At 42.7% G+C, this 22,148-nt stretch carries 19 protein-coding genes; 18 read left to right on the top strand and 1 reads right to left on the bottom strand.

What is annotated here, in order from left to right; translation table 11 throughout:
- Positions 1-66: 66 nt before the first annotated feature.
- From BQ5364_RS12250 to thiI, 12 genes are all read left to right on the top strand, one after another.
- Positions 67-1,293 carry a [Fe-Fe] hydrogenase large subunit C-terminal domain-containing protein gene (locus BQ5364_RS12250; protein ID WP_004611414.1) on the top strand — a complete coding sequence of 409 codons (1,227 nt, stop codon included), beginning with the start codon at positions 67-69 and terminating at the stop codon, positions 1,291-1,293.
- 85 nt (positions 1,294-1,378) lie between these two features.
- Complete coding sequence (gene fliB / locus BQ5364_RS12245) at positions 1,379-2,548, top strand: flagellin lysine-N-methylase (protein WP_022250591.1); 1,170 nt, start codon at positions 1,379-1,381, stop codon at positions 2,546-2,548.
- A gap of 11 nt (positions 2,549-2,559) precedes the next feature.
- Positions 2,560-3,774, top strand: a complete 1,215-nt coding sequence (locus BQ5364_RS12240) for an exonuclease SbcCD subunit D (RefSeq protein ID WP_071144390.1) — start codon at positions 2,560-2,562, stop codon at positions 3,772-3,774.
- Positions 3,761-6,841 carry an AAA family ATPase gene (locus BQ5364_RS12235; RefSeq protein ID WP_071144389.1) on the top strand — a complete coding sequence of 1,027 codons (3,081 nt, stop codon included), beginning with the start codon at positions 3,761-3,763 and terminating at the stop codon, positions 6,839-6,841. Before BQ5364_RS12240 ends, BQ5364_RS12235 begins: the two co-directional genes overlap by 14 nt.
- A 75-nt stretch (positions 6,842-6,916) precedes the next feature.
- A complete protein-coding gene (locus BQ5364_RS12230; RefSeq protein ID WP_022250593.1) occupies positions 6,917-9,601 on the top strand; it encodes a cation-translocating P-type ATPase in 2,685 nt (894 codons plus the stop codon).
- A 42-nt stretch (positions 9,602-9,643) separates the two neighbouring features.
- The gene (locus tag BQ5364_RS12225) at positions 9,644-10,921 is read left to right on the top strand and encodes an L-cysteine desulfidase family protein (RefSeq protein ID WP_004611409.1); all 1,278 of its coding nucleotides are present in this window, start codon (positions 9,644-9,646) and stop codon (positions 10,919-10,921) included.
- Between the two features lie 40 nt (positions 10,922-10,961).
- Complete coding sequence (locus BQ5364_RS12220) at positions 10,962-12,152, top strand: dicarboxylate/amino acid:cation symporter (protein WP_022250595.1); 1,191 nt, start codon at positions 10,962-10,964, stop codon at positions 12,150-12,152.
- 202 nt (positions 12,153-12,354) lie between these two features.
- Positions 12,355-12,918, top strand: a complete 564-nt coding sequence (locus BQ5364_RS12215) for a manganese efflux pump MntP (protein WP_022250596.1) — start codon at positions 12,355-12,357, stop codon at positions 12,916-12,918.
- A gap of 75 nt (positions 12,919-12,993) precedes the next feature.
- Positions 12,994-13,947 (top strand): 50S ribosomal protein L11 methyltransferase, encoded by a 954-nt coding sequence (gene prmA, locus BQ5364_RS12210; RefSeq protein WP_004611406.1) that lies wholly within the window; start codon positions 12,994-12,996, stop codon positions 13,945-13,947.
- A 10-nt stretch (positions 13,948-13,957) separates the two neighbouring features.
- Positions 13,958-14,695, top strand: coding sequence for a 16S rRNA (uracil(1498)-N(3))-methyltransferase (locus tag BQ5364_RS12205; RefSeq protein WP_004611405.1), 738 nt, complete (start codon positions 13,958-13,960; stop codon positions 14,693-14,695).
- Positions 14,696-14,737: 42 nt separating this feature from the next.
- Positions 14,738-15,895: a cysteine desulfurase family protein gene (locus BQ5364_RS12200; RefSeq protein ID WP_004611404.1), complete on the top strand. Its 1,158-nt coding sequence runs from the start codon at positions 14,738-14,740 to the stop codon at positions 15,893-15,895.
- Between the two features lie 39 nt (positions 15,896-15,934).
- A complete protein-coding gene (gene thiI / locus BQ5364_RS12195; RefSeq protein ID WP_022250598.1) occupies positions 15,935-17,119 on the top strand; it encodes a tRNA uracil 4-sulfurtransferase ThiI in 1,185 nt (394 codons plus the stop codon).
- Positions 17,120-17,216: 97 nt separating this feature from the next.
- Here thiI and BQ5364_RS12190 read toward each other — a convergent pair whose 3' ends face one another.
- A complete protein-coding gene (locus BQ5364_RS12190; RefSeq protein ID WP_004611402.1) occupies positions 17,217-17,450 on the bottom strand; it encodes an HPr family phosphocarrier protein in 234 nt (77 codons plus the stop codon).
- Positions 17,451-17,589: 139 nt separating this feature from the next.
- Between BQ5364_RS12190 and mtaB the strand changes: the two genes are divergently transcribed.
- From mtaB to BQ5364_RS12160, 6 genes are read left to right on the top strand one after another with little or no spacing between them, the layout of a single operon-like run.
- Positions 17,590-18,882: a tRNA (N(6)-L-threonylcarbamoyladenosine(37)-C(2))-methylthiotransferase MtaB gene (mtaB, locus tag BQ5364_RS12185; protein WP_004611401.1), complete on the top strand. Its 1,293-nt coding sequence runs from the start codon at positions 17,590-17,592 to the stop codon at positions 18,880-18,882.
- 57 nt (positions 18,883-18,939) lie between these two features.
- Positions 18,940-19,203, top strand: a complete 264-nt coding sequence (locus BQ5364_RS12180; protein ID WP_004611400.1) for an IreB family regulatory phosphoprotein — start codon at positions 18,940-18,942, stop codon at positions 19,201-19,203.
- A 7-nt stretch (positions 19,204-19,210) separates the two neighbouring features.
- Positions 19,211-19,642 (top strand): Holliday junction resolvase RuvX, encoded by a 432-nt coding sequence (ruvX, locus tag BQ5364_RS12175; RefSeq protein ID WP_004611399.1) that lies wholly within the window; start codon positions 19,211-19,213, stop codon positions 19,640-19,642.
- Positions 19,643-19,668: 26 nt separating this feature from the next.
- Entirely contained in the window at positions 19,669-19,929 is a 261-nt protein-coding gene (locus tag BQ5364_RS12170; protein WP_004611398.1) for a DUF1292 domain-containing protein, read from the top strand.
- A 27-nt stretch (positions 19,930-19,956) separates the two neighbouring features.
- Positions 19,957-20,424 (top strand): Fur family transcriptional regulator, encoded by a 468-nt coding sequence (locus tag BQ5364_RS12165; protein WP_004611397.1) that lies wholly within the window; start codon positions 19,957-19,959, stop codon positions 20,422-20,424.
- Positions 20,425-20,443: 19 nt separating this feature from the next.
- Positions 20,444-22,108 (top strand): ribonuclease J, encoded by a 1,665-nt coding sequence (locus BQ5364_RS12160; RefSeq protein WP_022250599.1) that lies wholly within the window; start codon positions 20,444-20,446, stop codon positions 22,106-22,108.
- Positions 22,109-22,148 lie beyond the last annotated feature (40 nt).

The raw sequence follows: 22,148 nt of genomic DNA, 5'->3' as shown, positions 1-22,148 counted from the left end.
GCAGTGTGATAAAACGAAGCTTTTTTGCTCATAATAGCATTATGATCAGAAAAGAGAGGAAATCCTATGAAAACATTTCAGCAATTATACGAAGATTTGCTGCGGCAAAAAGTTTCGGTGGAGGAGCCGCTGCCGAAGGAATATGATCCAAAGCATCTGGATTGTCTTTTGTATCCGGAAGAATACGCCCCTGTTATTTCGACGGATACATGCGCAGATTGTTTCGAGAGAGCATGCCAGAAAAGCTGCATATTTGATGCGATTGAGACAGGAAAAGAAGGAGAGCTTTTTATCAATCCGTCACGTTGTGAGGGGTGCGCAGCCTGCATAGACGCATGTAAATCCAATCATCTTGCAGCAAGTAAAGATGTGCTTCCGGCGATGAGAGCGGTGCGAAATGCAAGTGGTCCTGTTTATCTGATGATTGCTCCGGCATTTTCCGGACAGTTTCGCGGGCATGTGACGGCGGGAAAATTAAGAAGTGCGTGCAAAGCGCTTGGATTTACCGGAATGGTGGAGGTGGCATTGTTTGCAGATATTCTGACACTGAAAGAAGCGCTGGAGTTTGAACGACATGTCAGAGAGCCGGGCGATTTTCAGCTCACAAGCTGTTGCTGTCCGGTTTGGATCGCAATGATCCGAAAGAGGTATCACGAATTATTACCGCATGTTCCAGGGGCAGTCTCTCCGATGGTTGCCTGCGGACGGTTTTTGAAGCGAATCCATCCGGATGCGGTGACGATATTTGCAGGTCCTTGTCTTGCAAAGAAAAAAGAGGCAAAAGAGCCTGATATTGCTGATGCGGTGGATTATGTGCTCACCTTTCAGGAAATGCAGGATATATTTGATGCGGCAGAGATTTCTTTGGAAGAACTTCCTGAGGAGGAAAAAGAACATGCTTCGAAAGCAGGCAGGCTGTATGCTCGTACAGGCGGAGTGAGTCAGGCAGTGGAGGAGATGGTGCGGCAGCTTTCGCCGGATGGAAAGATCGGTGTTCGCTGTGAACAGGCGAATGGAACAAAAGAGTGTATGGAGATGATGAGGCGCATTCAAAATAAAGAGACAGATGCGAATTTTTTTGAGGGGATGGGATGCGTTGGCGGCTGTGTGGGAGGTCCGAAAGCAATCATAGACAGTGAAAAAGGGAAGCGGTATGTGGACGAGTATGCAAAAAACTCAATCTACCAGACGCCGCTTGAAAATCCTTATGTACGAAAGCTGCTAGAGGAGCTTGGATTTGAAACCGTGGAAGAACTTTTGGAGGACAACACGCTGCTGACCAGAGAATTTTAGCGGCGTTAGTAGCGAAAAAGCCTGTTTTATTGTATAATACTAGCGTCGGCATACACTAAATGGTGAAAAATAGAAAGGACACGTTATGAAATATACAATACCACATTATTTTGAACAATTTCGCTGTACAGCAGCAGAATGTGTGGATACCTGCTGTGCAGGATGGGCGATTATGATTGATGAGAAATCATTAGAAAAATATAAAAATACAGAGGGGGCTTTGGGAAACCGCCTTCACAATTCAATCGACTGGGAGGAAGGAAGTTTCCAACAGTATGAGAAAAGATGTGCATTCTTGAATGAAGAAAATCTCTGTGATCTGCATTTGGAGGGCGGCGAGGAGATGTTGTGTGACACGTGCAGAAATTATCCGAGACATATGGAGGAGTTTGACGGTCTGCGGGAAGGCTCTCTGTCGCTGTCTTGTATTGAGGCGGCGAAGATTATTTTAGGATGTAAGGATCCGGTTCAGTTTATTACGATGGAAGATGACACCGAGGATGAAGAAGATGAAGAGTTTGATTTTCTGTTATTTACAAAATTGATGGATGCACGAGAGGCAATTCTTAAGATGCTGCAGAACAGGGAAGTTGATATCTGTGTACGTATGGGAATGGTCTTAAATCTTTCAAAAGAGATCCAGATTGCGGTGGATCATGGAGAATTATTCCAGATTGATGAGTTGTTGAAAGATTTCGGAGAGATGGATTCTTTGCTTGAAATGCAAAAACAGATCGGGGAAGATCCAATGGGCGAGAATGAATATTGCAGTGAGATGCGCAAGATGTTCCGCACATTTTCCAAGTTGGAAGTGCTGAAGGAAGATTGGCCGGAGTATGTAAGAAAGGCGGAAAGGCTTCTGTTTGGAGAAGGACAGCGGGAATATCTAGAAAGGCGTAAGGCATTCCACAAAGCGATTGGATTAAAAAGTGCTTCCTACGATGTGTGGTCGTGTCTGCTGGAGCAATTGATGGTATACTTTGTGTTTACTTATTTCTGCGGAGCGGTCTATGATGATCACATTCTTGGAAAGATGCAGACAGCTGTGGTCAGTACTATATTGATTCAGGAATTGGCGCAGGCAGTTTGGCAGGAAAAACAGGAGGCGTTTACGTTTATGGATTTTGTAGATGTGGCGCACCGTTACTCCAGAGAGATTGAACATTCTGATATTAATCTGCTGAGGCTTGAAAAACTGTTTGACAGGCTGCCGCTGTTTCAGCCAAAACAATTGATTCGCATTTTATCTGTATAAGGAGAGGGTATATGAGACTGATACATACAGCAGACTGGCATCTCGGAAAACATATTGAAGGTCACAGCCGGTTGGAGGAACAAGAACTGTTTTTAGAGGATTTTGTGAATATCGTGAAAGAAAGAGATGCAGATGTTGTTCTGATTGCCGGCGATATCTATGATTCCTCGAATCCACCGGCGAAAGCGGAACAGTTGTTTTATGATACACTGAAAAAGATTTCAGACGGAGGCAGAAGACTTACGATTGTGATTGCGGGCAATCATGATAACCCGGAGCGTCTTGTGTCGGCGACACCGCTTGCGATGGAGCATGGAATCATCATGGTGGGAACACCAAAGACGGTGATTCCAAAAGGGCAGTATGGAAGCTGGAAGGTCTGCAGAAGTGGAGAAGGATACATTAAGATTGAGAGAAAATCTGAGCAAGCGGTCGTTTTGACCGTGCCGTTTCCAAGTGAGAAAAGGCTGGAAGAGGTACTTCATTCGGAGATGGAATCGGAAGAAATACAATTGGAAACGTATAATGAGAGGCTGAGGTGTCTGTTTGACAGACTGGCAGATCAGTTTGAAGAAGAGACGGTCAATATCATCGTCTCTCATTTGTTTGTAATGGATAGTTTGGAAGAAGGTTCTGAAAGAAGCATACAGCTTGGAGGAAGTTATCTGGCAGATCCGGATATTTTTCCGAAGCTTGCAGATTATGTGGCACTTGGGCATATTCACAGACCGCAAAGTGTTCCGGGACACCCGAATATTCGCTACTCCGGTTCACCGATCGAGTATCGGAAAGGAGAAGAACGTTACCCAAAACAAGTGCTGTGTGTGGATATCAGAAAGGGCGAACCGGTTAAAGTTGAGCCGATCGAATTAAAACAGTACAAACCAATCGAGGTGTGGAGATGCACGAGTATATCGGAGGCAATCATGGTCTGTGAGGAGAACCGGGACAAGAACTGCTGGGTGTACTTGGAAATTGAGACAGAGCGCGCCATTTTGGAAGATGAGATCAAGAAGATGAAGCAGACGAAAAAGGATATCCTGGAAATCCACCCGATCTTGCGGGAAAAAGACACGGAAGAGGCAGAGACATCGTGGAAGGATCGTCCGTTTCCGGAAGTGTTTGCAGAATTTTACAGACGGGAACGTGGTGTGGAGATGTCTGAAGAGACGCGGGATATGCTGCTGAAACTATGTGAAGAGGAGGAGCCGCATGAGACCGATTAAATTAAAGATCAAAGGGCTGAACAGTTTTGTGGAGGAGCAGACAATTGATTTTGAAAAACTGACGAAACAAGGCTTTTTTGGAATTTTTGGTCCTACGGGAAGTGGGAAATCCACAATTTTAGATGGAATGATTCTTGCACTTTACGGAATGAAGGCAATGTCACGGGGAACGAATGAGTTTGTCAATAAAAATTGCAAGAGTGCGCTGGTGAGTTATGAATTTCAGATTACTGCGGCGCAGGTAAAGCGTTACCGGGTGGAGCGTGAGTTTAAAGCAGGTGAAAAAGGGACAAAATCCGGAAAATGCAGACTTTTGGATGTGACAGATGGAGAGACTGTATTAGAAGAATCTGTGACAGGTGTGGATCGTGCATGTGTGGAGATTATCGGTCTGACTGCAGATGACTTTATGCGGACGGTTGTTTTGCCACAAGGGAAATTCAGTGAATTTTTAAAGGTGAGTGGAAAAGACCGAAGAGAAATCTTAGAGCGCCTCTTTCGTTTGGAGGAGTATGGTGTGCGTCTGGAGGAGCGCATCGCCTCTGCAATCAAAAAAGAGCAGTCAGAGCACACAAGACTCTGCGGACAGGCGGAGGTCTACGGAGACTGTAGTGAGGAAGAGCTAAGAGATGCACGGGAGCGAAAAGATAACTATCAGACGGAGATTGAGTTGCTTGAAAAGGCATTGCGGGAACGTTGTAAAGAGGCAGAAATTTATAAAGAAATATGGAATCTTCAAGAAGAACAGCAGTTATTAAAGCAGAAAGAGAAAATGCTTTTTGAAAAGGAACAAATCATTGAAGAGAAAAAAAGGAGCCTGACGCTGTCTGATAAAGCAGGGCATGTCATGCCTATTCTTCGTTCGGTGACTGAACTGGAAGACAAAGAAACAGAACTTTTGCAGAAATTGGAACAAGAGACGGCGCGGTATGAAAAACGGAAAGAAGATGTCAAAGTAAGAAAGAAACATTTTTCCAAGCTGGAGACAGAAAAAGAGTCAAAAGAGTCAGGACTTCTCTCCTCGATTGAGCGGGCAAAAGAAGCGCTAAAGGATTATCGGGAACTGCCGCAATTGCAAAAAGAGCAGAACTGCAGCGAAGCATTGTGGAATGAGAGCAGAACACAGGAGCAATCGCTCAAAGAAAAGGTACAAAAGACCCAGCTGAAAAAAGAGTCACAGACAGAAGAATTGCGAAAAACAGAAGAAATGCTGAGCCGGCGTATGATCACAAGTGAATACAGGGAGGCGTTGGAACAGTTTACGCTGCGCTACAATGAACTGACCGGCATTTTGAGGGAGCGAAAGGAAAAAGAGCAGAAGACAGACCAGAAGAAAGTGCAGTTGCAGGTACAAAAGCAGGAGATTGTCGCACTGAAAGAAAAGATGACGGTTCTCGAAAAGCAGCTGGAACTTTGGAAAGAAGAGGAAGCCGAGTTCAATAAAGATATGGAGCAGACTCAGATTTTGAATCTGAGGAAAAAACTCAAAAGAGGAGAGCCTTGTCCGGTCTGTGGTTCTCGTCATTTTGTATATGAAGAAAATGACGGTGGGGAAGAAAAAGGACAGGAAAGCGTTGACTTAGAAAAACTAGAGACATTAAGAAAGCAAATTGAGAACCGGGAGAGCGTTTATAAAGCAGCCGAGCAGGAATATCAAGTGAAGCAGAGCCTTCTCCTTGCAGCACAGGAAGAATACAAGGAGCTTGAGGAAAAAACAGCGGCGATTGCAAAGGAGATGGAAGAGAAAAAAGATTCTTTGCAGGAAGAGCTTTTAGCATATGGTATTCAAAGTTTGAAAGCAGAAAGAGAGCGTGTGCGAAATCTGGATCAGGAAAGAGAAAGACTGGAAATTGAGCGAAATCGCATATATAGACAGCAAACAGAAGTTGAGCAGATATTAGGTAGAGCTCAGGAGGAATGGAAAAATAAGGAGCAACAGACAAGACAATTGGAGATTCTGCTTATCCCGCTAAAAGAAAAAGTGACACAAAAGCAAGAGCAGATTCGGGCAAAGATTGGGACAGAGACGAATCCGGAAGTTTATTTGCAGACACTGGAAGACAGCCTTTCGAACCTGCGCAAGATATACCAGGAGGCAAAGCGCAAAAAAGAAGAGGCGGAGAATTTACTGAAACAAAGTGAAGAAGTATGGCAGATTTTGCAGGGCACAAAGACAGGTAATGAAGAGGCATTGAAAAATGCCCGCACATATCTGGAAGAGGAACTAAAACAGCAAGGATTTTTGAACCGGGAAGAAGTGAGAAAGGCATTGTTAAGTAAAGAATGTCAGGAAAGATATCGGGAAGAGATTGAGGAATATGTGCGACAGCTGCAGCAGACACAGGCACAGATTGAGAATGTCGAAAAGCGTCTGGCTGGAAGAAAGATAGAAAAAGTGATTTACGAGGAAGCAGTAACAAACTGTGAGATGCTGGATCGTGAAAAAAGGGAGAAAGAGGAGATACTGATTGCGACAAGACAGGAGATTAAAAGAATGGAGGAACACTTAAAACAGCAGTCTGAAATTCGAAAAGTGATCTCAGAGATTGAACACCGTCTTGCGATTTTGGAAGACTTAAGAAGTGTGACAAGAGGGAAACGATTTGTAGAGTTTTTGGCGACAGAACGCCTGCGATATATTTCTAAAAGCGCATCCAAACGGTTGTATGAGATCACAAATGGCAATTATGAGCTGGAGATTAATGAGGATGGAGAATTTATCATTCGGGACAATAAGAACGGAGGCGTACGCAGACAGACTGCCACATTATCAGGAGGTGAGACTTTTGTCACTTCCCTGGCATTGGCGCTTGCGCTGTCGGCGGAGATTCAGTTAAAAGGGACAGCTCCGCTTGAATTGTTCTTTTTGGATGAAGGTTTTGGCTCATTGGATGATATGCTGCTTGATATCGTGATGGAGTCTTTGGAAAAGATACATAATGACCACTTAAAAGTGGGGATTATTTCCCATGTGGAATCCGTAAAAGCACGAGTGCCAATTAGACTGATGGTGACTCCTGCTGAGACCGGAGTCAGTGGAAGCAGGGTAAATATTGAATATTCATAATCCGTACTGCTTGGACATACAGTAGTAAAACAGCCGATCATAGCTGTGAGAAATCAAAATGCGAGGAGGAAATGTATGTTTGAGCAAAAGTCGGCAAAGGAGACGATTCTAGAGCTGCATAGCAGTGCGGGCAATGGATTAAGCGAGGCGGAAGCAAGAAAAAGACTGGAACAAAATGGGAAAAATGAACTGAAAGAAGGAAAGAAAAAATCTGTGGCGGAAGCATTTTTTGAGCAGTTGAACGATCCGCTGATCTATGTACTGCTTGTGGCGGTAATTATTTCGTTGCTGCTTCACGAAGTAAGTGATGCGATGATCATTCTTGTTGTAGTCACAGTAAATGCAGTTGTCGGCGTCATTCAGGAAGGAAAAGCGCAAAAAGCTTTGGAAGCGCTCAAAGGGCTCACGATTCCAAAAGCTATCGTAAAACGTGAAGGAAGAAAAAGGGAGGTTTTATCCTCAGAACTGGTTGTGGGTGATATTGTATACTTGGATGCGGGAAGGCAGATTCCGGCGGATCTTCGTCTGCTGGAAACCGTCAGCATGAAGGTGGAAGAGTCTGCATTAACAGGGGAGTCACTTCCGGTGGAAAAGGATGCTTTGTTTCAGGCAAATCAAACATGTCCGGTCGGTGACCGGAAAAACATGGCATATATGTCTACTGTGGTCACATATGGAAGAGGAACAGGGATTGTCACTGCAGTAGGAATGGATACAGAGATTGGGAAAATCGCAGCGATGATTGACGAGGCTCCGCAGGAACTTACGCCGCTTCAAAAAAGGCTTGGGGATCTTGGAAAGCTGCTGAGTATTGTGGCTGTGGTTCTTTGTGCGGCTTTGTTTGCGATTGCTGTGATACAGAAGCGAGATATAGCGGATATGCTTATTACAGCGATATCGCTCGCCGTGGCAGCAGTGCCGGAAGGTCTTCCGGCTGTGGTGACAATCGTGCTGGCGCTGAGTGTCTCAAAGATGGTAAAGGTCCATACGATTGTGCGAAAGCTTCCTTCCGTGGAGACGCTGGGGGCAGTCGGTGTTGTCTGCTCGGACAAGACCGGAACGCTGACACAGAATAAGATGTCAGTCACAGCATGCTATGTAGATCAGCATATGTGTGATGCAGGCGAAGCAGATGCAAGAAAAAACCGTGAATTTTTGGAGTGCTGTGTGTTGTGTAATGATGCGGCGGTTTCTGAGACAGAGCGAATTGGCGATCCAACCGAACTGGCATTAGTAGATTTTGCAGAAGCACATCATTTGAATCGAAAAGAACTTCAGACAGACATGCCAAGAATCGATGAGGTATCCTTTGATTCCAAACGGAAAATGATGACGACACTTCATCAAAGCCGACATGGAAAGATTTCTTATACAAAAGGGGCGGCAGACCGGGTGATTTCCAAATGTACACATATTCTGATCAACCAGAAACGGATACCGCTTACCGACATACATAAGAGGCAGATCATGATCGCAATGGAAGAGATGTCGGCGCAGGCGCTTCGGGTTTTGGCTATTGCCATGTGCCCGAATGTGACGATGCCAAAAGAGGAGGGGCTTACATTTCTTGGTCTTACGGGAATGATAGACCCGGCGCGACCGGAGGCAAAAGAGGCGGTTCGCACGTTTCGGGAGGCATCGGTAGATACAATCATGATCACAGGAGACCATGTTGATACAGCATTTGCCATTGCAAAGCAACTTGGAATTGCGAACAAAATGAGTGAGTGTATGACGGGAGAAGAATTAGAGCGGTTGTCTGCCGGTGAATTGCAAAGAAAACTAAGACAGACAAAAGTGTTTGCCCGTGTGGCACCGGAACATAAGGTGCAGATCATAAAAGGCTTAAAAGCTTCCGGGAAGATTGTGGCAATGACAGGGGACGGGGTCAATGATGCACCGTCTCTGAAAGCGGCAGATATCGGCATTGCCATGGGAGAGACAGGAACAGATGTGGCGAAGAATGCATCCGATATGATTTTGACTGACGATAATTTTGCGACAATCGAAAAGGCGATTGAAGAGGGAAGAGGAATCTATGAAAATATCCGGAAATCCATTTTGTTTTTGCTGTCTTCCAACTTTGGAGAGATTATCACCATGTTTCTGTCTATTTTGTGCGGACTTGCGTCTCCGTTAAAGGCAAGCCATATTTTATGGATTAATCTGATCACGGATTCGCTGCCGGCATTGGCTTTGGGCGTTGATGAAAACGATAAAAAGAGTTTGATGAGAAGACCTCCGAGAAAGGTGCAGGAAAGTTTGTTTGCAAACGGAGGACTTTCTTGCACATTGTTTTATGGAGTGCTGATTGCAGGAATCAGTCTGACTGCATTTTTAAAGCTGCCACTGGAAGTGCTGACTGAAAGAAACGCAGTTGTAAGCTTAGAAAACCTGATAATTGTACTGAAATCTCCGGAAATCTTAAATCGGGCACAGACATATGCGTTTACCGTGCTCGGCTTATCACAGCTTTTTCATGCAGTCGGAATGCGGGATGTGCATAAGTCTGTATTTTGTATGGATCATAGTGCAAACAAATTGATGATAGCTGCATTTTTCGCAGGGTTTGGGCTTCAGATACTGGTGACGGAGATCCCTTATATGGTGGAGATTTTTGGAACGGCAGCTTTGACGATGGGAGAGTGGATTCAGCTTATTATTTTGTCCGCATTTCCGCTTATCGCACATGAAATTATGGTGCTGTTTTCAGTGGGGACAGTATTTGACCACCGCAGAGAAAATGTGGTATCCTATTAGAAAATAAAGAGATGTTTATTAAAAAAGGAGGGTAAAGTACCTATGAAAAAAGAAGATGTAAAGTATGGCGCGTACGTTCAGATTTTGAAAGAGGAGCTGGTCCCGGCAATGGGGTGTACAGAGCCGATTGCACTTGCATATGCCGCGGCGAAAGCAAGAGAAATACTGGGGAGTATTCCGGATAAGGTTGTGATTGAAGCAAGTGGAAGTATCATCAAAAATGTAAAAAGCGTCATTGTGCCAAACACAAATCATCTGAAAGGAATTCCGGCGGCTGCCACAGCGGGAATTATTGCGGGAAGAGCGGAGAAAGAACTGGAAGTGATTGCACAGGTGACAGAGTCAGAGATTGAGCAGATGAAACAGTTTTTGCAGACGGCGGATATCAAAGTTGTACATGCAGACAATGGAATTACATTTGATATCATCGTGTCAGTTTACAAAGGAAGCTCTTATGCGAAAGTCAGAATTGCGAATTATCACACGAATATTGTGCTGATGGAAAAAGATGGAGAAGTGCTCTATGAAATAGCGGTCGAGGGAGAAAAGGAAGAGGGATTGACAGATCGAAATCTTTTGAATATGAAAGATATCTGGGATTTTGCGATGACTGTAGATGTGAAAGATATAAAAGAGACGTTAGACAGACAGATTGCATATAATACGGCAATTGCGGAGGAAGGCCTGAGAGGAGATTACGGCGCCAACATTGGAAGTGTGCTTTTGGATACGTATGGAGATGACATTCGTACAAGAGCAAAGGCAAAGGCGGCGGCAGGCTCTGATGCAAGAATGAACGGATGTGAACTTCCGGTGATCATCAATTCAGGAAGCGGCAATCAGGGAATGACTTCATCTATTCCTGTCATTGAATATGCCAAAGAGTTCGATGCGGATGAAGATACCTTGTACCGTGCGCTTGCTTTGTCAAATCTTGTTACAATCCACCAAAAGACAGGAATCGGACGTCTTTCTGCATACTGTGGAGCAGTCAGCGCAGGAGCAGGAGCAGGTGCGGGAATTGCATATCTCTGTGGAGGAGGTTATGAAGAAGTGATTCACACAGTTGTCAATGCACTTGCAATTGTCTCTGGGATTGTCTGTGACGGTGCGAAGGCGTCTTGCGCAGCGAAGATTGCATCTGCGGTGGATGCCGGGATTTTAGGCTATAATATGTATAAACGAGGACAACAGTTCTATGGCGGTGACGGAATTGTCACAAGAGGAGTGGAGGAGACGATTCAGAATGTGGGACGTCTCGGAAAACAGGGAATGAAAGAGACCAACGAAGAAATCATCAAAATCATGGTTGGTGAATAGAATAAAGAATGAGAAAAGAAATGAAAAGGGGAAAGCGTTTATGAAAAAAATAGTTGGAAGCCTGCCTTTTAAACTTGTTCTTGGAGTTGTGATCGGCATTTTAGTCGGACAGGTGGCAAATGAAGGTGTTATGAATGTTGTGGTTACGATCAAGTATATTCTGAATCAGGTGATCAATTTCTGTGTTCCTTTGATCATCATCGGATTTATCGCTCCGTCTATTACAAAGCTTGGGAACAACGCGTCCAAAATGCTTGGTATAGCTCTGGTGCTGGCATATGTTTCGTCGCTTGGCGCAGCGTTGTTTTCGATGGCGGCAGGATATGGTCTGATTCCGCATTTGTCCATTGATGCAAATGTAGAGGGGTTAAAAGAGCTTCCGAAAATCGTATTCCAGCTTGATATTCCTCAGATTATGCCGGTTATGAGTGCGCTCGTATTTTCTGTGTTGATTGGACTTGCGGCGACATGGACAAAAGCAAAGACAATCACGACTGTTTTGGAGGAATTTCAAAAAATTGTGCTGGATATCGTCACAAAAATTGTCATTCCGATTCTTCCGATTTTTATCGGATTTACTTTCTGTGCATTGTCATATGAAGGAACGATTACAAAACAGCTTCCGGTATTTATTCAGGTTGTGCTGATTGTTATGATCGGTCATTTTATCTGGATGGCATTGTTGTATGTGCTGGCAGGGATTTATTCAGGAGAAAATCCGTGGACAGTTGTAAAAAACTATGGACCTGCATATATTACGGCGGTTGGAACAATGTCTTCGGCAGCGACGCTCGCAGTGGCGCTTCGCTGTGCAAAAAAATCAGAATCACTTCGTGATGACATGGTAGATTTCGGGGTTCCGCTGTTTGCCAATATCCACCTGTGTGGCTCGGTTCTGACAGAAGTTTTCTTTGTGATGACAGTGTCAAAAATCTTATATGGGAATATTCCGTCGTTTGGGATAATGCTGTTATTCTGTGTACTGCTTGGTGTATTTGCAATCGGAGCGCCGGGAGTTCCGGGAGGAACAGTGATGGCATCTCTTGGATTGATCACGGGAGTGCTTGGGTTTGACGAGACAGGAACGGCGCTGATGCTTACGATTTTTGCACTGCAGGACAGCTTTGGAACAGCCTGCAATGTAACCGGTGATGGAGCGCTGACATTGATGCTGACAGGATATGCGAAGAAACATCACGTAGAAAAACAGACCATTTCTGTTGATTTATAGGCTTGACAAGTGCAGTGAGACTTCCTATAATGTTCAGAGACGATAAGGGAGTAGTTGGCGTAATTACGTAGTATTGTCAACATACTGGCAGTTTGACTGTCTGGCATTACTTTAAATAATGAGACTTATCCGTAGATATAAGGCTACGGGTAGGTCTTTTTGTTTGGAGTAATTGCAAGGAAACGAAAAGGAGAAAAGGGAAATGGGTATTGTAGAATTATTTTTAATTGCGGTAGGATTGTCGATGGATGCATTTGCGGTTGCAGTCTGTAAGGGGCTGGCAATGAAAAAATGTACGTGGACGAAAGCGGGGATCGTAGGTCTGTATTTTGGAGTGTTTCAGGCTGGAATGCCGTTGATCGGATATGTTTTGGGCGTGCAGTTTAAAGACTTTATCACATCAATCGACCACTGGATTGCGTTCATCCTTCTTGGGATTATCGGATTTAATATGGTGCGAGAGTCAAGGGAAGAGGAATGCGAGACGGCGAGCGAAGCTTTGGATGTGAAGACGATGATAGGGCTTGCGGTTGCGACGAGCATTGATGCGTTGGCAGTCGGAGTGACATTTGCATTTCTTCAGGTGAAAATCGTGCCGGCAGTCAGCTTTATCGGAGTGACTACATTTATCATCTCGGTGGCAGGTGTGAAGATCGGGAATATCTTCGGGGCAAAGTACAAATCAAAAGCAGAGCTTGCAGGAGGGATCATTCTGATTCTGATGGGAGTCAAAATATTGTTGGAGCATTTGGGATTCTTGGGATAATCAGAATCCCTTTTCGTTGCGTTTTTTTAGAATATTTGTTATACTTTTAAAAGATTAAGAAGAGGTGAACAGAAAATGAAATGGAATAAATTTAGATTGAAAACAACGACAGAAAGCGAAGATATCGTCAGCAGTATGCTGATGGATCTTGGAATTCAGGGCATTGAGATTGAGGACAAGATTCCGTTGACACAGTCTGATAAAGAGCAGATGTTTGTGGATATCCTTCCGGAGATTGAAGCAGATGACGGTGTTGCGTACATTAGTTTTTATCTGGAAGAGGACGAGGACAAAGAAGAAGTTCTTGCGAATGTAAAAAAAGAATTGGAAGAGATGCGGGCATATACGAATGTGGGGGCGTGTACCATTGAAGAATCACAGACTGAAGATGTGGATTGGGTCAACAATTGGAAACAGTACTTCCACCAATTTTATGTGGATGATGTGCTCATCATTCCGTCGTGGGAAGAGGTGAAACCGGAGGATGAGGATAAGATGATCATTCACATCGATCCGGGGACTGCGTTTGGAACAGGAATGCATGAGACAACACAACTTTGTATCCGCCAGATCCGCAAATACGTGACACCGGATACGACAATTTTAGATGTAGGATGCGGAAGCGGGATTCTTGGAATGCTCGCCTTAAAATTCGGGGCAAAATATTCGGTTGGAACGGATTTGGATCCATGTGCTATCGATGCGACTTATGAGAACATGGAAGTAAACGGAATTACAAAAGATCAGTATGAGGTCATGATCGGAAATATCATCGATGACAAAGAGGTGCAGGACAAAGTCGGATATGAAAAATATGATATTGTCGTGGCGAATATTCTTGCAGATGTGTTAGTTCCGCTTACACCTGTTATCTTACATCAGTTAAAGACAGGCGGAATTTATATCACAAGTGGAATTATCGATGCAAAAGAAGAGACAGTCGTGGAGGCAGTGAAAGAAGCAGGACTTGAAGTTCTGGAAGTGACATATCAGGGCGAATGGGTATCCGTGACGGCAAGAAAAAATTAGGAGAATCATTATGCATCAGTTTTTTGTAACACCTATGCAGGTGAAAGAGGATCATATCTATATAGAAGGTCTGGATGTGAATCATATTAAAAATGTGCTCCGTATGAAAGTGGGCGAAGCGTTAAAAGTCAGTGACGGAAACAACCGAAAGTATCTCTGTGAGATTGAGTCAATGACGGCGCAACAGGTCTGTGTCCGGATTGTAGAAGAACAGCAGGTGGATACGGAGTTACCGTCAAAAATATATCTTTTTCAGGGACTTCCGAAAAGCGATAAGATGGAATTGATTGTACAAAAAGCGGTGGAACTTGGAGCGTATGAGATTATACCGGTCGCAACAAAACGTGCGGTTGTAAAGCTCGACGAGAAAAAGGCGTTAAAGAAAGTGGAGCGCTGGAGAGGAATTGCGGAAAGCGGAGCAAAGCAGTCCGGGCGCAACGTAATCCCGAAAGTGACAAATGTGATGTCTTATAAAGATGCTCTGACATATGCGAGGGGACTGGATATCCTTCTCATTCCGTATGAACTTGCAGAGGGAATGAAAGAGACAAAGCAGGTGATAGAGGAAATCAAAAGAGGACAATCCGTCGGTATTTTTATTGGACCGGAAGGTGGATTTGAGACACAGGAAGTAGAGGATGCCATTGCAAATGGAGCGAGAGCCATCACACTTGGCAAGCGGATTCTGAGAACGGAGACAGCAGGTCTTACGACACTGTCAATTTTGATGTATCACTTGGAAGAGTGATGACATAACTTATATAGTAAGAAAGAAAAACAGGAGAAGATCATGGAAGTTTATTTGGACAATTCTGCAACTACAAAATGTTATGAGAGTGTCAGAGAGATTGTAGGAAAAGTAATGTGTGAAGATTACGGCAATCCGTCTTCAATGCACAAAAAGGGAGTAGATGCAGAAAAATATATAAAAGAGTCAAAAGAGACATTGGCGAAGCTTTTAAAAGTGCAGGAGAAAGAGATTTACTTTACTTCCGGAGGGACAGAGAGTGACAATCTGGCTCTGATTGGTTGTGCAAGAGCCAATCACAGAGCGGGAAAACATCTGATCACATCTTCTATCGAACATCCGGCAATCTTAAATACGATGCATTATCTGGAGGAGGAAGAAGGATTTCGAGTGACATTCCTGCCGGTGGATAAGGATGGCAGAATCCGTTTGGATGCATTGAAAGAGGCGCTTTGCGAGGATACTATTCTCGTGTCTGTCATGTATGTGAATAATGAGGTTGGTTCCGTGCAGCCGATCGAGGAAGCAGTGCAGATTGTGAAGAATTATAATAAAAACATTCTGTTCCATGTGGATGCGGTTCAGGGATTTGGGAAATACCGTATTTTTCCAAAGAGAATCGGAGTGGATATGATGTCGGTGAGCGGACATAAAATCCACGGACCAAAAGGAATCGGAGCGCTTTACATCAATGAAAAAGTAAAGATTAAACCAATTGTATTTGGTGGCGAACAGCAGAAAAATGTCCGCTCCGGTACGGAGAATGTTCCGGGAATTGCCGGACTCGGCGCTGCGGCAAAAGAGATTTATACCAATCTGGAACAAAAAGTGGAGACGATGAGGTCGCTTAAGAACTACTTTATAGAAGGAATTGCAAAGATTGAGAACACGACGATTCACGGACGAACCGATGAGACAAGCGCGCCGCATATTGTCAGTGTGGGATTTGCGGGAATTCGAAGCGAGGTACTATTGCATACGTTGGAAGAGAAAGGAATTTATGTATCTTCCGGATCTGCATGTGCATCAAATCATCCGGCAATCAGCGGTGTACTAAAAGGAATTGGAGCGGGAACAGAATATTTGGACGCGACACTTCGATTTAGTTTTTCTGAATTTACAACAAAAGAAGAAATTGACTATACATTGGAAACACTATATAATTGTGTACCGATGCTTAGAAAGTATACAAGACACTAAGAAATGATGGAACAAGACAAAAGAGAGGAAAATAAACGTATGATGTTTCAGGCTTTTTTGATAAAATATGGAGAAATTGGAATCAAGGGAAAGAACCGTTATCTGTTTGAAGATGCATTGATCAGACAGATGAAGTTCTCCCTTCAGGATGTGGAAGGAGAATTTCACATTCACAAATCACAGGGCAGAATTTATGTAGACTGTGAAGGATATTATGACTATGAGGAGACGGTAGATGCACTGAAAAGAGTGTTTGGAATCGTTGGGATTTGTCCGGTTGTTCATGTGGAAGACAAAGGATTTGAGGAACTGAAAAGAGAAGTTGTAGATTACATGGATAAGATGTATCCGGATAAAAATACGACATTCAAAGTGGAAGCGAGACGTGGAAAGAAAAGCTATCCGAAGAATTCTATGGAGATTAACTGTGATTTGGGAGAAGCAATCTTAGATGCGTTTCCGGAGATTCGTGTCGATGTGCACAAACCAGCGATTAAATTAAATGTAGAGATTCGAGAGAAGATTTATATCTATTCTGAGATTATTCCAGGACCGGGAGGAATGCCGGTTGGAACAAACGGGAAAGCGATGTTGCTATTGTCAGGCGGTATAGACAGTCCGGTGGCAGGCTATATGGTATCAAAACGTGGAGTTGCGCTGGAGGCGACATATTTCCATGCACCGCCGTATACAAGTGAACGTGCAAAACAAAAAGTAGTAGATCTGGCAAAACTGGTATCAAAATATTCAGGACCGATCAAGCTGAATATTGTCAACTTTACAGATATTCAGTTGTATATTTATGAAAAGTGCCCGCATGATGAGCTGACGATTATTATGAGAAGATATATGATGCGAATCGCAGAGCATTTCGCAAAAGAGAGCGGATGTTTAGGGCTGATCACGGGAGAAAGTATTGGACAAGTGGCGAGTCAGACAATGCAGAGTCTTGCTGCGACAAACGATGTGTGCACTCTTCCGGTATATCGTCCGGTTATTGGATTTGATAAACAGGAAATTGTAGAAATTGCAGAAAAAATTGATACATTTGAGACTTCAATCTTACCGTTTGAAGACTGCTGTACAATTTTTGTCGCAAAACATCCGGTGACAAAACCGAACATTAATATCATTAGACGCTCAGAAGAAAATCTAGCGGAGAAGATTGATGAATTATTTGAGACTGCGATAAATACAGTGGAGACAATTGTTGTCAAACCTTAGATAAAATGCAGCAGTTCTGGCATGAAAGTTTGAAATAACGGAACTGCTGTAAAAAAAGATGCCCCGCCAAAGGCGGAGCATCTTTTCAATCCGATTATTATACTGTGTATGCAGATAATACTTCCATGATAGTATCTAAGTTAGCGTTATCAGCGTGAATGTTTAATGTGATCGGTTTGGATAAATCTAAGCTAAAGATTCCCATAATCGATTTTGCGTCGATAACATATCTTCCAGATACAAGATCAAAATCAGAATCAAATTTGCTGATATCATTTACAAATGATTTTACTTTGTCGATTGAATTTAAAGAAATATCTACTGTTTTCATTAGAAAAAACCTCCTTGAATTTTGTTTTGTTCTATGACTATCTTAAAATGGATGGACACAAAAGTCAAGAAATAAATTGCCAAAGAAAACCGTAACATTTTCGGCAGATTAAACATATATAGAGAGAAAGGAAAAGAATATGAAAAGAGCAGCATTACATAATTTGGGATGTAAAGTAAATGCATATGAGACGGAAGCGATGCAACAGCTTTTGGAAGAAAATGGATATGAGATTGTGCCGTTTAAAGAAGGCGCGGATGTGTATATTATCAATACATGCACAGTGACTAACATGGCGGACAGAAAGTCCCGTCAGATGCTCCATCGTGCAAAAAAGATGAATCCGGATGCAATTGTAGTTGCAGCTGGATGCTATGTGCAGGCAAAAGAAGCAAGCGGAGAAATTGACGAGAGTATTGATATCGTTATCGGAAATAATAAAAAGAAAGATCTGATTCAGATTCTGGATGGGTTTTATGAGAAAAAACAAGGTCAAAATAAGGCTGTAATTGATATTAATCATACACACGAATATGAGGAGATGCACTTGAATAAAACAGCAGAACATACGAGAGCATACATCAAAGTACAGGATGGCTGCAATCAGTTTTGTACCTACTGCATCATCCCGTTTGCAAGAGGAAGAGTGCGAAGCCGTGCAAAAGAAGATGTGGTTCGGGAAGTGACAGAACTTGCAGCAAACGGCTATCAGGAAGTTGTGCTGACTGGAATTCACTTGAGTTCTTATGGCGTGGATTTAGAGAATGAGAATTTACTTTCTCTGATTTTGGCTGTAAATGAGATTGAAGGTATTAAAAGAATTCGGCTTGGTTCATTGGAACCACGGATTATTACAGAGGATTTTGTGAAAACGATTTCGGGTCTTGAAAAGATGTGTCCGCATTTTCATCTTTCGCTGCAAAGCGGATGCGATGAGACCCTTCGCCGAATGAATCGAAGATATACTTCTGAGGAATATTATGAAAAGTGTATGCTGCTTCGCAAATATTTTGCGCATCCGGCTCTTACAACAGATGTGATTGTAGGATTTCCGGGGGAAACAGAAGAAGAATTTGAAAAATCAAAAGCCTTTATCGATAAAGTGGATTTTTATGAGACGCATATTTTTAAATATTCAAAGCGGGAAGGTACAAAAGCGGCAGTGATGGACAACCAGATTCCGGAGCAGATTAAAACAGCGCGCAGTAATGAACTTCTTGAGTTGGGTCAAAAAAAGAGAATAAAATACGAAGAACAGTTTGTAGGAACTACGGTAGAAGTTTTGATGGAAGAACAGATAAAAATCGACGGAGAAAACTATCAGGTCGGACATACAAAAGAGTATGTGAAAGTTGCATTAAAGACGGAAGCAAATTTGCAGAATAAGTTAGTAGATATCCAAATTGATAATCATTCACAAATTATTCATTGAATTTCACAGAAAATTATATTAAAATAGAAAGTGAAGTAAACAAAAGGACGTGAGCAAATGAGTGAATTAAGTAACACACAATTTTTTCAAGTGGGGAACGCACCACAAATTCAGGCAAAAGAGATTCTTGAAATTGTGTATAAAGCTCTGCGAGAAAAAGGGTACAATCCGGTGAATCAGATTGTTGGCTATATTATGTCTGGAGATCCTACTTATATTACGAGCCATAATGGAGCAAGAAGTCTGATCATGAAGATGGAACGAGATGAATTGGTAGAAGAGATGCTGAAGTCGTATATCGAGCATCATTCATGGGAATAAAATAGTTATGAGAGTGATGGGATTAGATTACGGCTCAAAGACCGTGGGAGTGGCGATAAGCGACCCGCTGGGAATTACAGCTCAGGGAATAGAGACAATTCATCGTAAAGCGGAGAACAAGTTACGTCAGACACTTGCTCGTATTGAAGAATTGGTGAAAGAATACGAAGTGGACAAACTTGTGCTTGGCTTTCCAAAGCATATGAATAATACAATAGGTGATCGTGCGGAAAAATCTTTGGAATTAAAAGCAATGCTGGAGAGACGGACAGGTCTTCCGGTTATTATGTGGGATGAACGTCTGACGACTTTGGAGGCAGAACGGACATTGATTGAAAGTAAAGTAAGACGCGAAGACCGGAAAAAATATGTGGATAAGATAGCGGCAGTTTTTATATTGCAGGGATATTTGGATTCGATTCGCATGAATCACGAATAGGATGAAAGAATTCTTAAGGAGAGTTTATGGAAAAAATTAAATTTGTGTTTGATGATACAAAAGATGAAGTGGAATTTTTTGTGTTGGAACAGACAAAAGTAAATGGAAATTCGTATATTTTAGTGACGGATTCCGAAGAAGATGAGGCGGAGTGCCTTATTTTAAAGGATACAAGTGCGGCAGAGGATGTGGAGAGTCTCTACGAAGTAGTAGAAGACGAGAACGAGCTTATGGGAGTGCTGAAAGTATTCGAGGAACTATTAGAAGATATTGATATTGATATGTAACAGATGGCTGCATTTTGAGGGGGCACTATGTCAATTAACCAGGAAGAGTTTAAAGAAATGTTAAAAGCCAAGGGATTGAAGGTGACGAATCAGAGACTGATTGTTTTAAAAGTATTGGATAAGCATCGGGATATCCATATGGCAGCAGAAGATATTTATAAGTTAGTAAAAGCGGAATGTCCGGATATCGGACTTGCTACAGTGTATAGAACGGTACAGTTGTTGTTGGAGATGCAATTGGTGGATCGGATCAATTTGGATGACGGTTGTGTACGGTATGAGATTGGGCATCGGGTAGATGGAGAATCAAAACATACACATCATCATTTGATTTGCAAAGATTGCGGAAAGGTGTTGTCATTTAACGATGATCTTTTAGAGGAGTTGGAAAATCACATAGAGAAAATGACGGGATTCCGTGTGTTAGACCACGAATTGAAATTCTATGGACAATGTAAGGACTGCGCCGAAAAAAGTGCAGAAAAAGTTACATAAAACACATGGAGGTGTAAATTTGAAAAAAGAAAGTAACTCAAAATTGAAAATTATTCCACTCGGCGGATTAGAGCAGATTGGAATGAATATTACTGCCTTTGAATATGAGGACAGTATTATAGTAGTGGATTGCGGATTGGCATTCCCGGAAGATGATATGCTTGGAATCGATCTTGTGATTCCGGATATCACTTATTTAAGAGACAATATTAAAAAAGTAAAAGGATTTGTTATCACACATGGACATGAGGATCATATTGGCTCTCTTCCGTATGTATTGAAGGATATGAATCTCCCGATTTATGCGACAAAGCTGACAATGGGGATTATTGAAAATAAATTAAAAGAGCATAATCTGCTTCGCAGTACAAGACGAAAAGTAGTGCGTCACGGACAGTCGATTAATTTAGGACAGTTTCGTATTGAATTTATCCGTACGAACCACAGTATTCAGGATGCGGCAGCGCTTGCAATTTATTCGCCGGCGGGAACTGTAGTACACACAGGTGACTTTAAGGTAGATTACACACCGGTATTTGGCGATGCCATTGATCTGCAGAGATTTGCAGAGATTGGTAAAAAAGGTGTTTTGGCGATGATGTCAGACAGTACGAATGCAGAGAGACCGGGATTTACGATGTCTGAGCGGACAGTTGGAAAGACATTTGATCAGATATTTGCGGAACACCGTAATACAAGAATTATTATTGCGACATTTGCGTCCAATGTAGACCGAGTACAGCAGATTATTAACTCTGCATATAAGTACGACAGAAAAGTAGTTGTGGAAGGACGCAGTATGGTCAATATTATCTCGACAGCGTCAGAGCTTGGATATCTTCACATTCCGGACAAGACATTAATCGAGATTGACCAGCTGAAAAATTATCCGGACGAAAAGACAGTTTTGATCACGACAGGAAGCCAGGGAGAGTCAATGGCTGCATTGTCACGTATGGCGGCAGACATTCATAAAAAAGTGACAATCAAGCCGGGAGATACCGTTATTTTCAGTTCTAATCCGATTCCGGGGAATGAAAAGGCAGTGTCACGTGTGATTAATGAATTATCACAGAAAGGGGCAGATGTCATTTTCCAGGATGCCCATGTATCAGGACATGCCTGTCAGGAAGAACTAAAGCTGATCTATTCCCTGTTAAAACCGAAATATGCAATTCCGGTACATGGAGAGTATCGTCATTTGAAAGCAAATGCAAAATTGGCAGAAAGCCTTGGTATTCCGAAAGAAAATATTTTCATCATGCATTCCGGAGACGTGCTTGCATTAGATGAAAAAGAGGCAAAGATTGTAGATAAAGTACACACCGGAGCAATTTTAGTCGACGGACTTGGCGTTGGAGATGTGGGAAATATCGTATTACGTGATCGTCAGCATCTGGCGGAAGATGGTATTTTAATCGTTGTTCTTACGTTAGAAAAGAGAACGAATCAGCTTCTTGCAGGACCGGATATTGTATCCAGAGGATTTGTGTATGTGAGAGAATCTGAGAGTCTGATGGAAGAGGCAAGACAAGTTCTTCAGGAAGCACTGGAGAAATGTCTGACGAACCGGAATGCAGACTGGAGCCGTATTAAGCTTGTGATACGTGATACCATGAATGAATTTATATGGAAGAGGACAAAGAGAAAACCTATGATTCTTCCGATTATTATGGATGTATAGAATTAGAGAGAAAGACGGGGAAAATGATTTCTCCGTCTTT

Origin of the sequence: Coprococcus phoceensis, from assembly GCF_900104635.1 — a bacterium.
Taxonomy (GTDB): domain Bacteria; phylum Bacillota; class Clostridia; order Lachnospirales; family Lachnospiraceae; genus Faecalimonas; species Faecalimonas phoceensis.
This window is presented reverse-complemented; position numbering and strand designations above follow the sequence as displayed.

Coding starts and splice junctions, on each gene's coding strand:
- BQ5364_RS12250 (WP_004611414.1), top strand. CDS start 67: ATGAAAACATTTCAGCAATTATACGAAGATTTGCTGCGGCAAAAAGTT.
- fliB (WP_022250591.1), top strand. CDS start 1,379: ATGAAATATACAATACCACATTATTTTGAACAATTTCGCTGTACAGCA.
- BQ5364_RS12240 (WP_071144390.1), top strand. CDS start 2,560: ATGAGACTGATACATACAGCAGACTGGCATCTCGGAAAACATATTGAA.
- BQ5364_RS12235 (WP_071144389.1), top strand. CDS start 3,761: ATGAGACCGATTAAATTAAAGATCAAAGGGCTGAACAGTTTTGTGGAG.
- BQ5364_RS12230 (WP_022250593.1), top strand. CDS start 6,917: ATGTTTGAGCAAAAGTCGGCAAAGGAGACGATTCTAGAGCTGCATAGC.
- BQ5364_RS12225 (WP_004611409.1), top strand. CDS start 9,644: ATGAAAAAAGAAGATGTAAAGTATGGCGCGTACGTTCAGATTTTGAAA.
- BQ5364_RS12220 (WP_022250595.1), top strand. CDS start 10,962: ATGAAAAAAATAGTTGGAAGCCTGCCTTTTAAACTTGTTCTTGGAGTT.
- BQ5364_RS12215 (WP_022250596.1), top strand. CDS start 12,355: ATGGGTATTGTAGAATTATTTTTAATTGCGGTAGGATTGTCGATGGAT.
- prmA (WP_004611406.1), top strand. CDS start 12,994: ATGAAATGGAATAAATTTAGATTGAAAACAACGACAGAAAGCGAAGAT.
- BQ5364_RS12205 (WP_004611405.1), top strand. CDS start 13,958: ATGCATCAGTTTTTTGTAACACCTATGCAGGTGAAAGAGGATCATATC.
- BQ5364_RS12200 (WP_004611404.1), top strand. CDS start 14,738: ATGGAAGTTTATTTGGACAATTCTGCAACTACAAAATGTTATGAGAGT.
- thiI (WP_022250598.1), top strand. CDS start 15,935: ATGATGTTTCAGGCTTTTTTGATAAAATATGGAGAAATTGGAATCAAG.
- BQ5364_RS12190 (WP_004611402.1), bottom strand. CDS start 17,450: ATGAAAACAGTAGATATTTCTTTAAATTCAATCGACAAAGTAAAATCA.
- mtaB (WP_004611401.1), top strand. CDS start 17,590: ATGAAAAGAGCAGCATTACATAATTTGGGATGTAAAGTAAATGCATAT.
- BQ5364_RS12180 (WP_004611400.1), top strand. CDS start 18,940: ATGAGTGAATTAAGTAACACACAATTTTTTCAAGTGGGGAACGCACCA.
- ruvX (WP_004611399.1), top strand. CDS start 19,211: ATGAGAGTGATGGGATTAGATTACGGCTCAAAGACCGTGGGAGTGGCG.
- BQ5364_RS12170 (WP_004611398.1), top strand. CDS start 19,669: ATGGAAAAAATTAAATTTGTGTTTGATGATACAAAAGATGAAGTGGAA.
- BQ5364_RS12165 (WP_004611397.1), top strand. CDS start 19,957: ATGTCAATTAACCAGGAAGAGTTTAAAGAAATGTTAAAAGCCAAGGGA.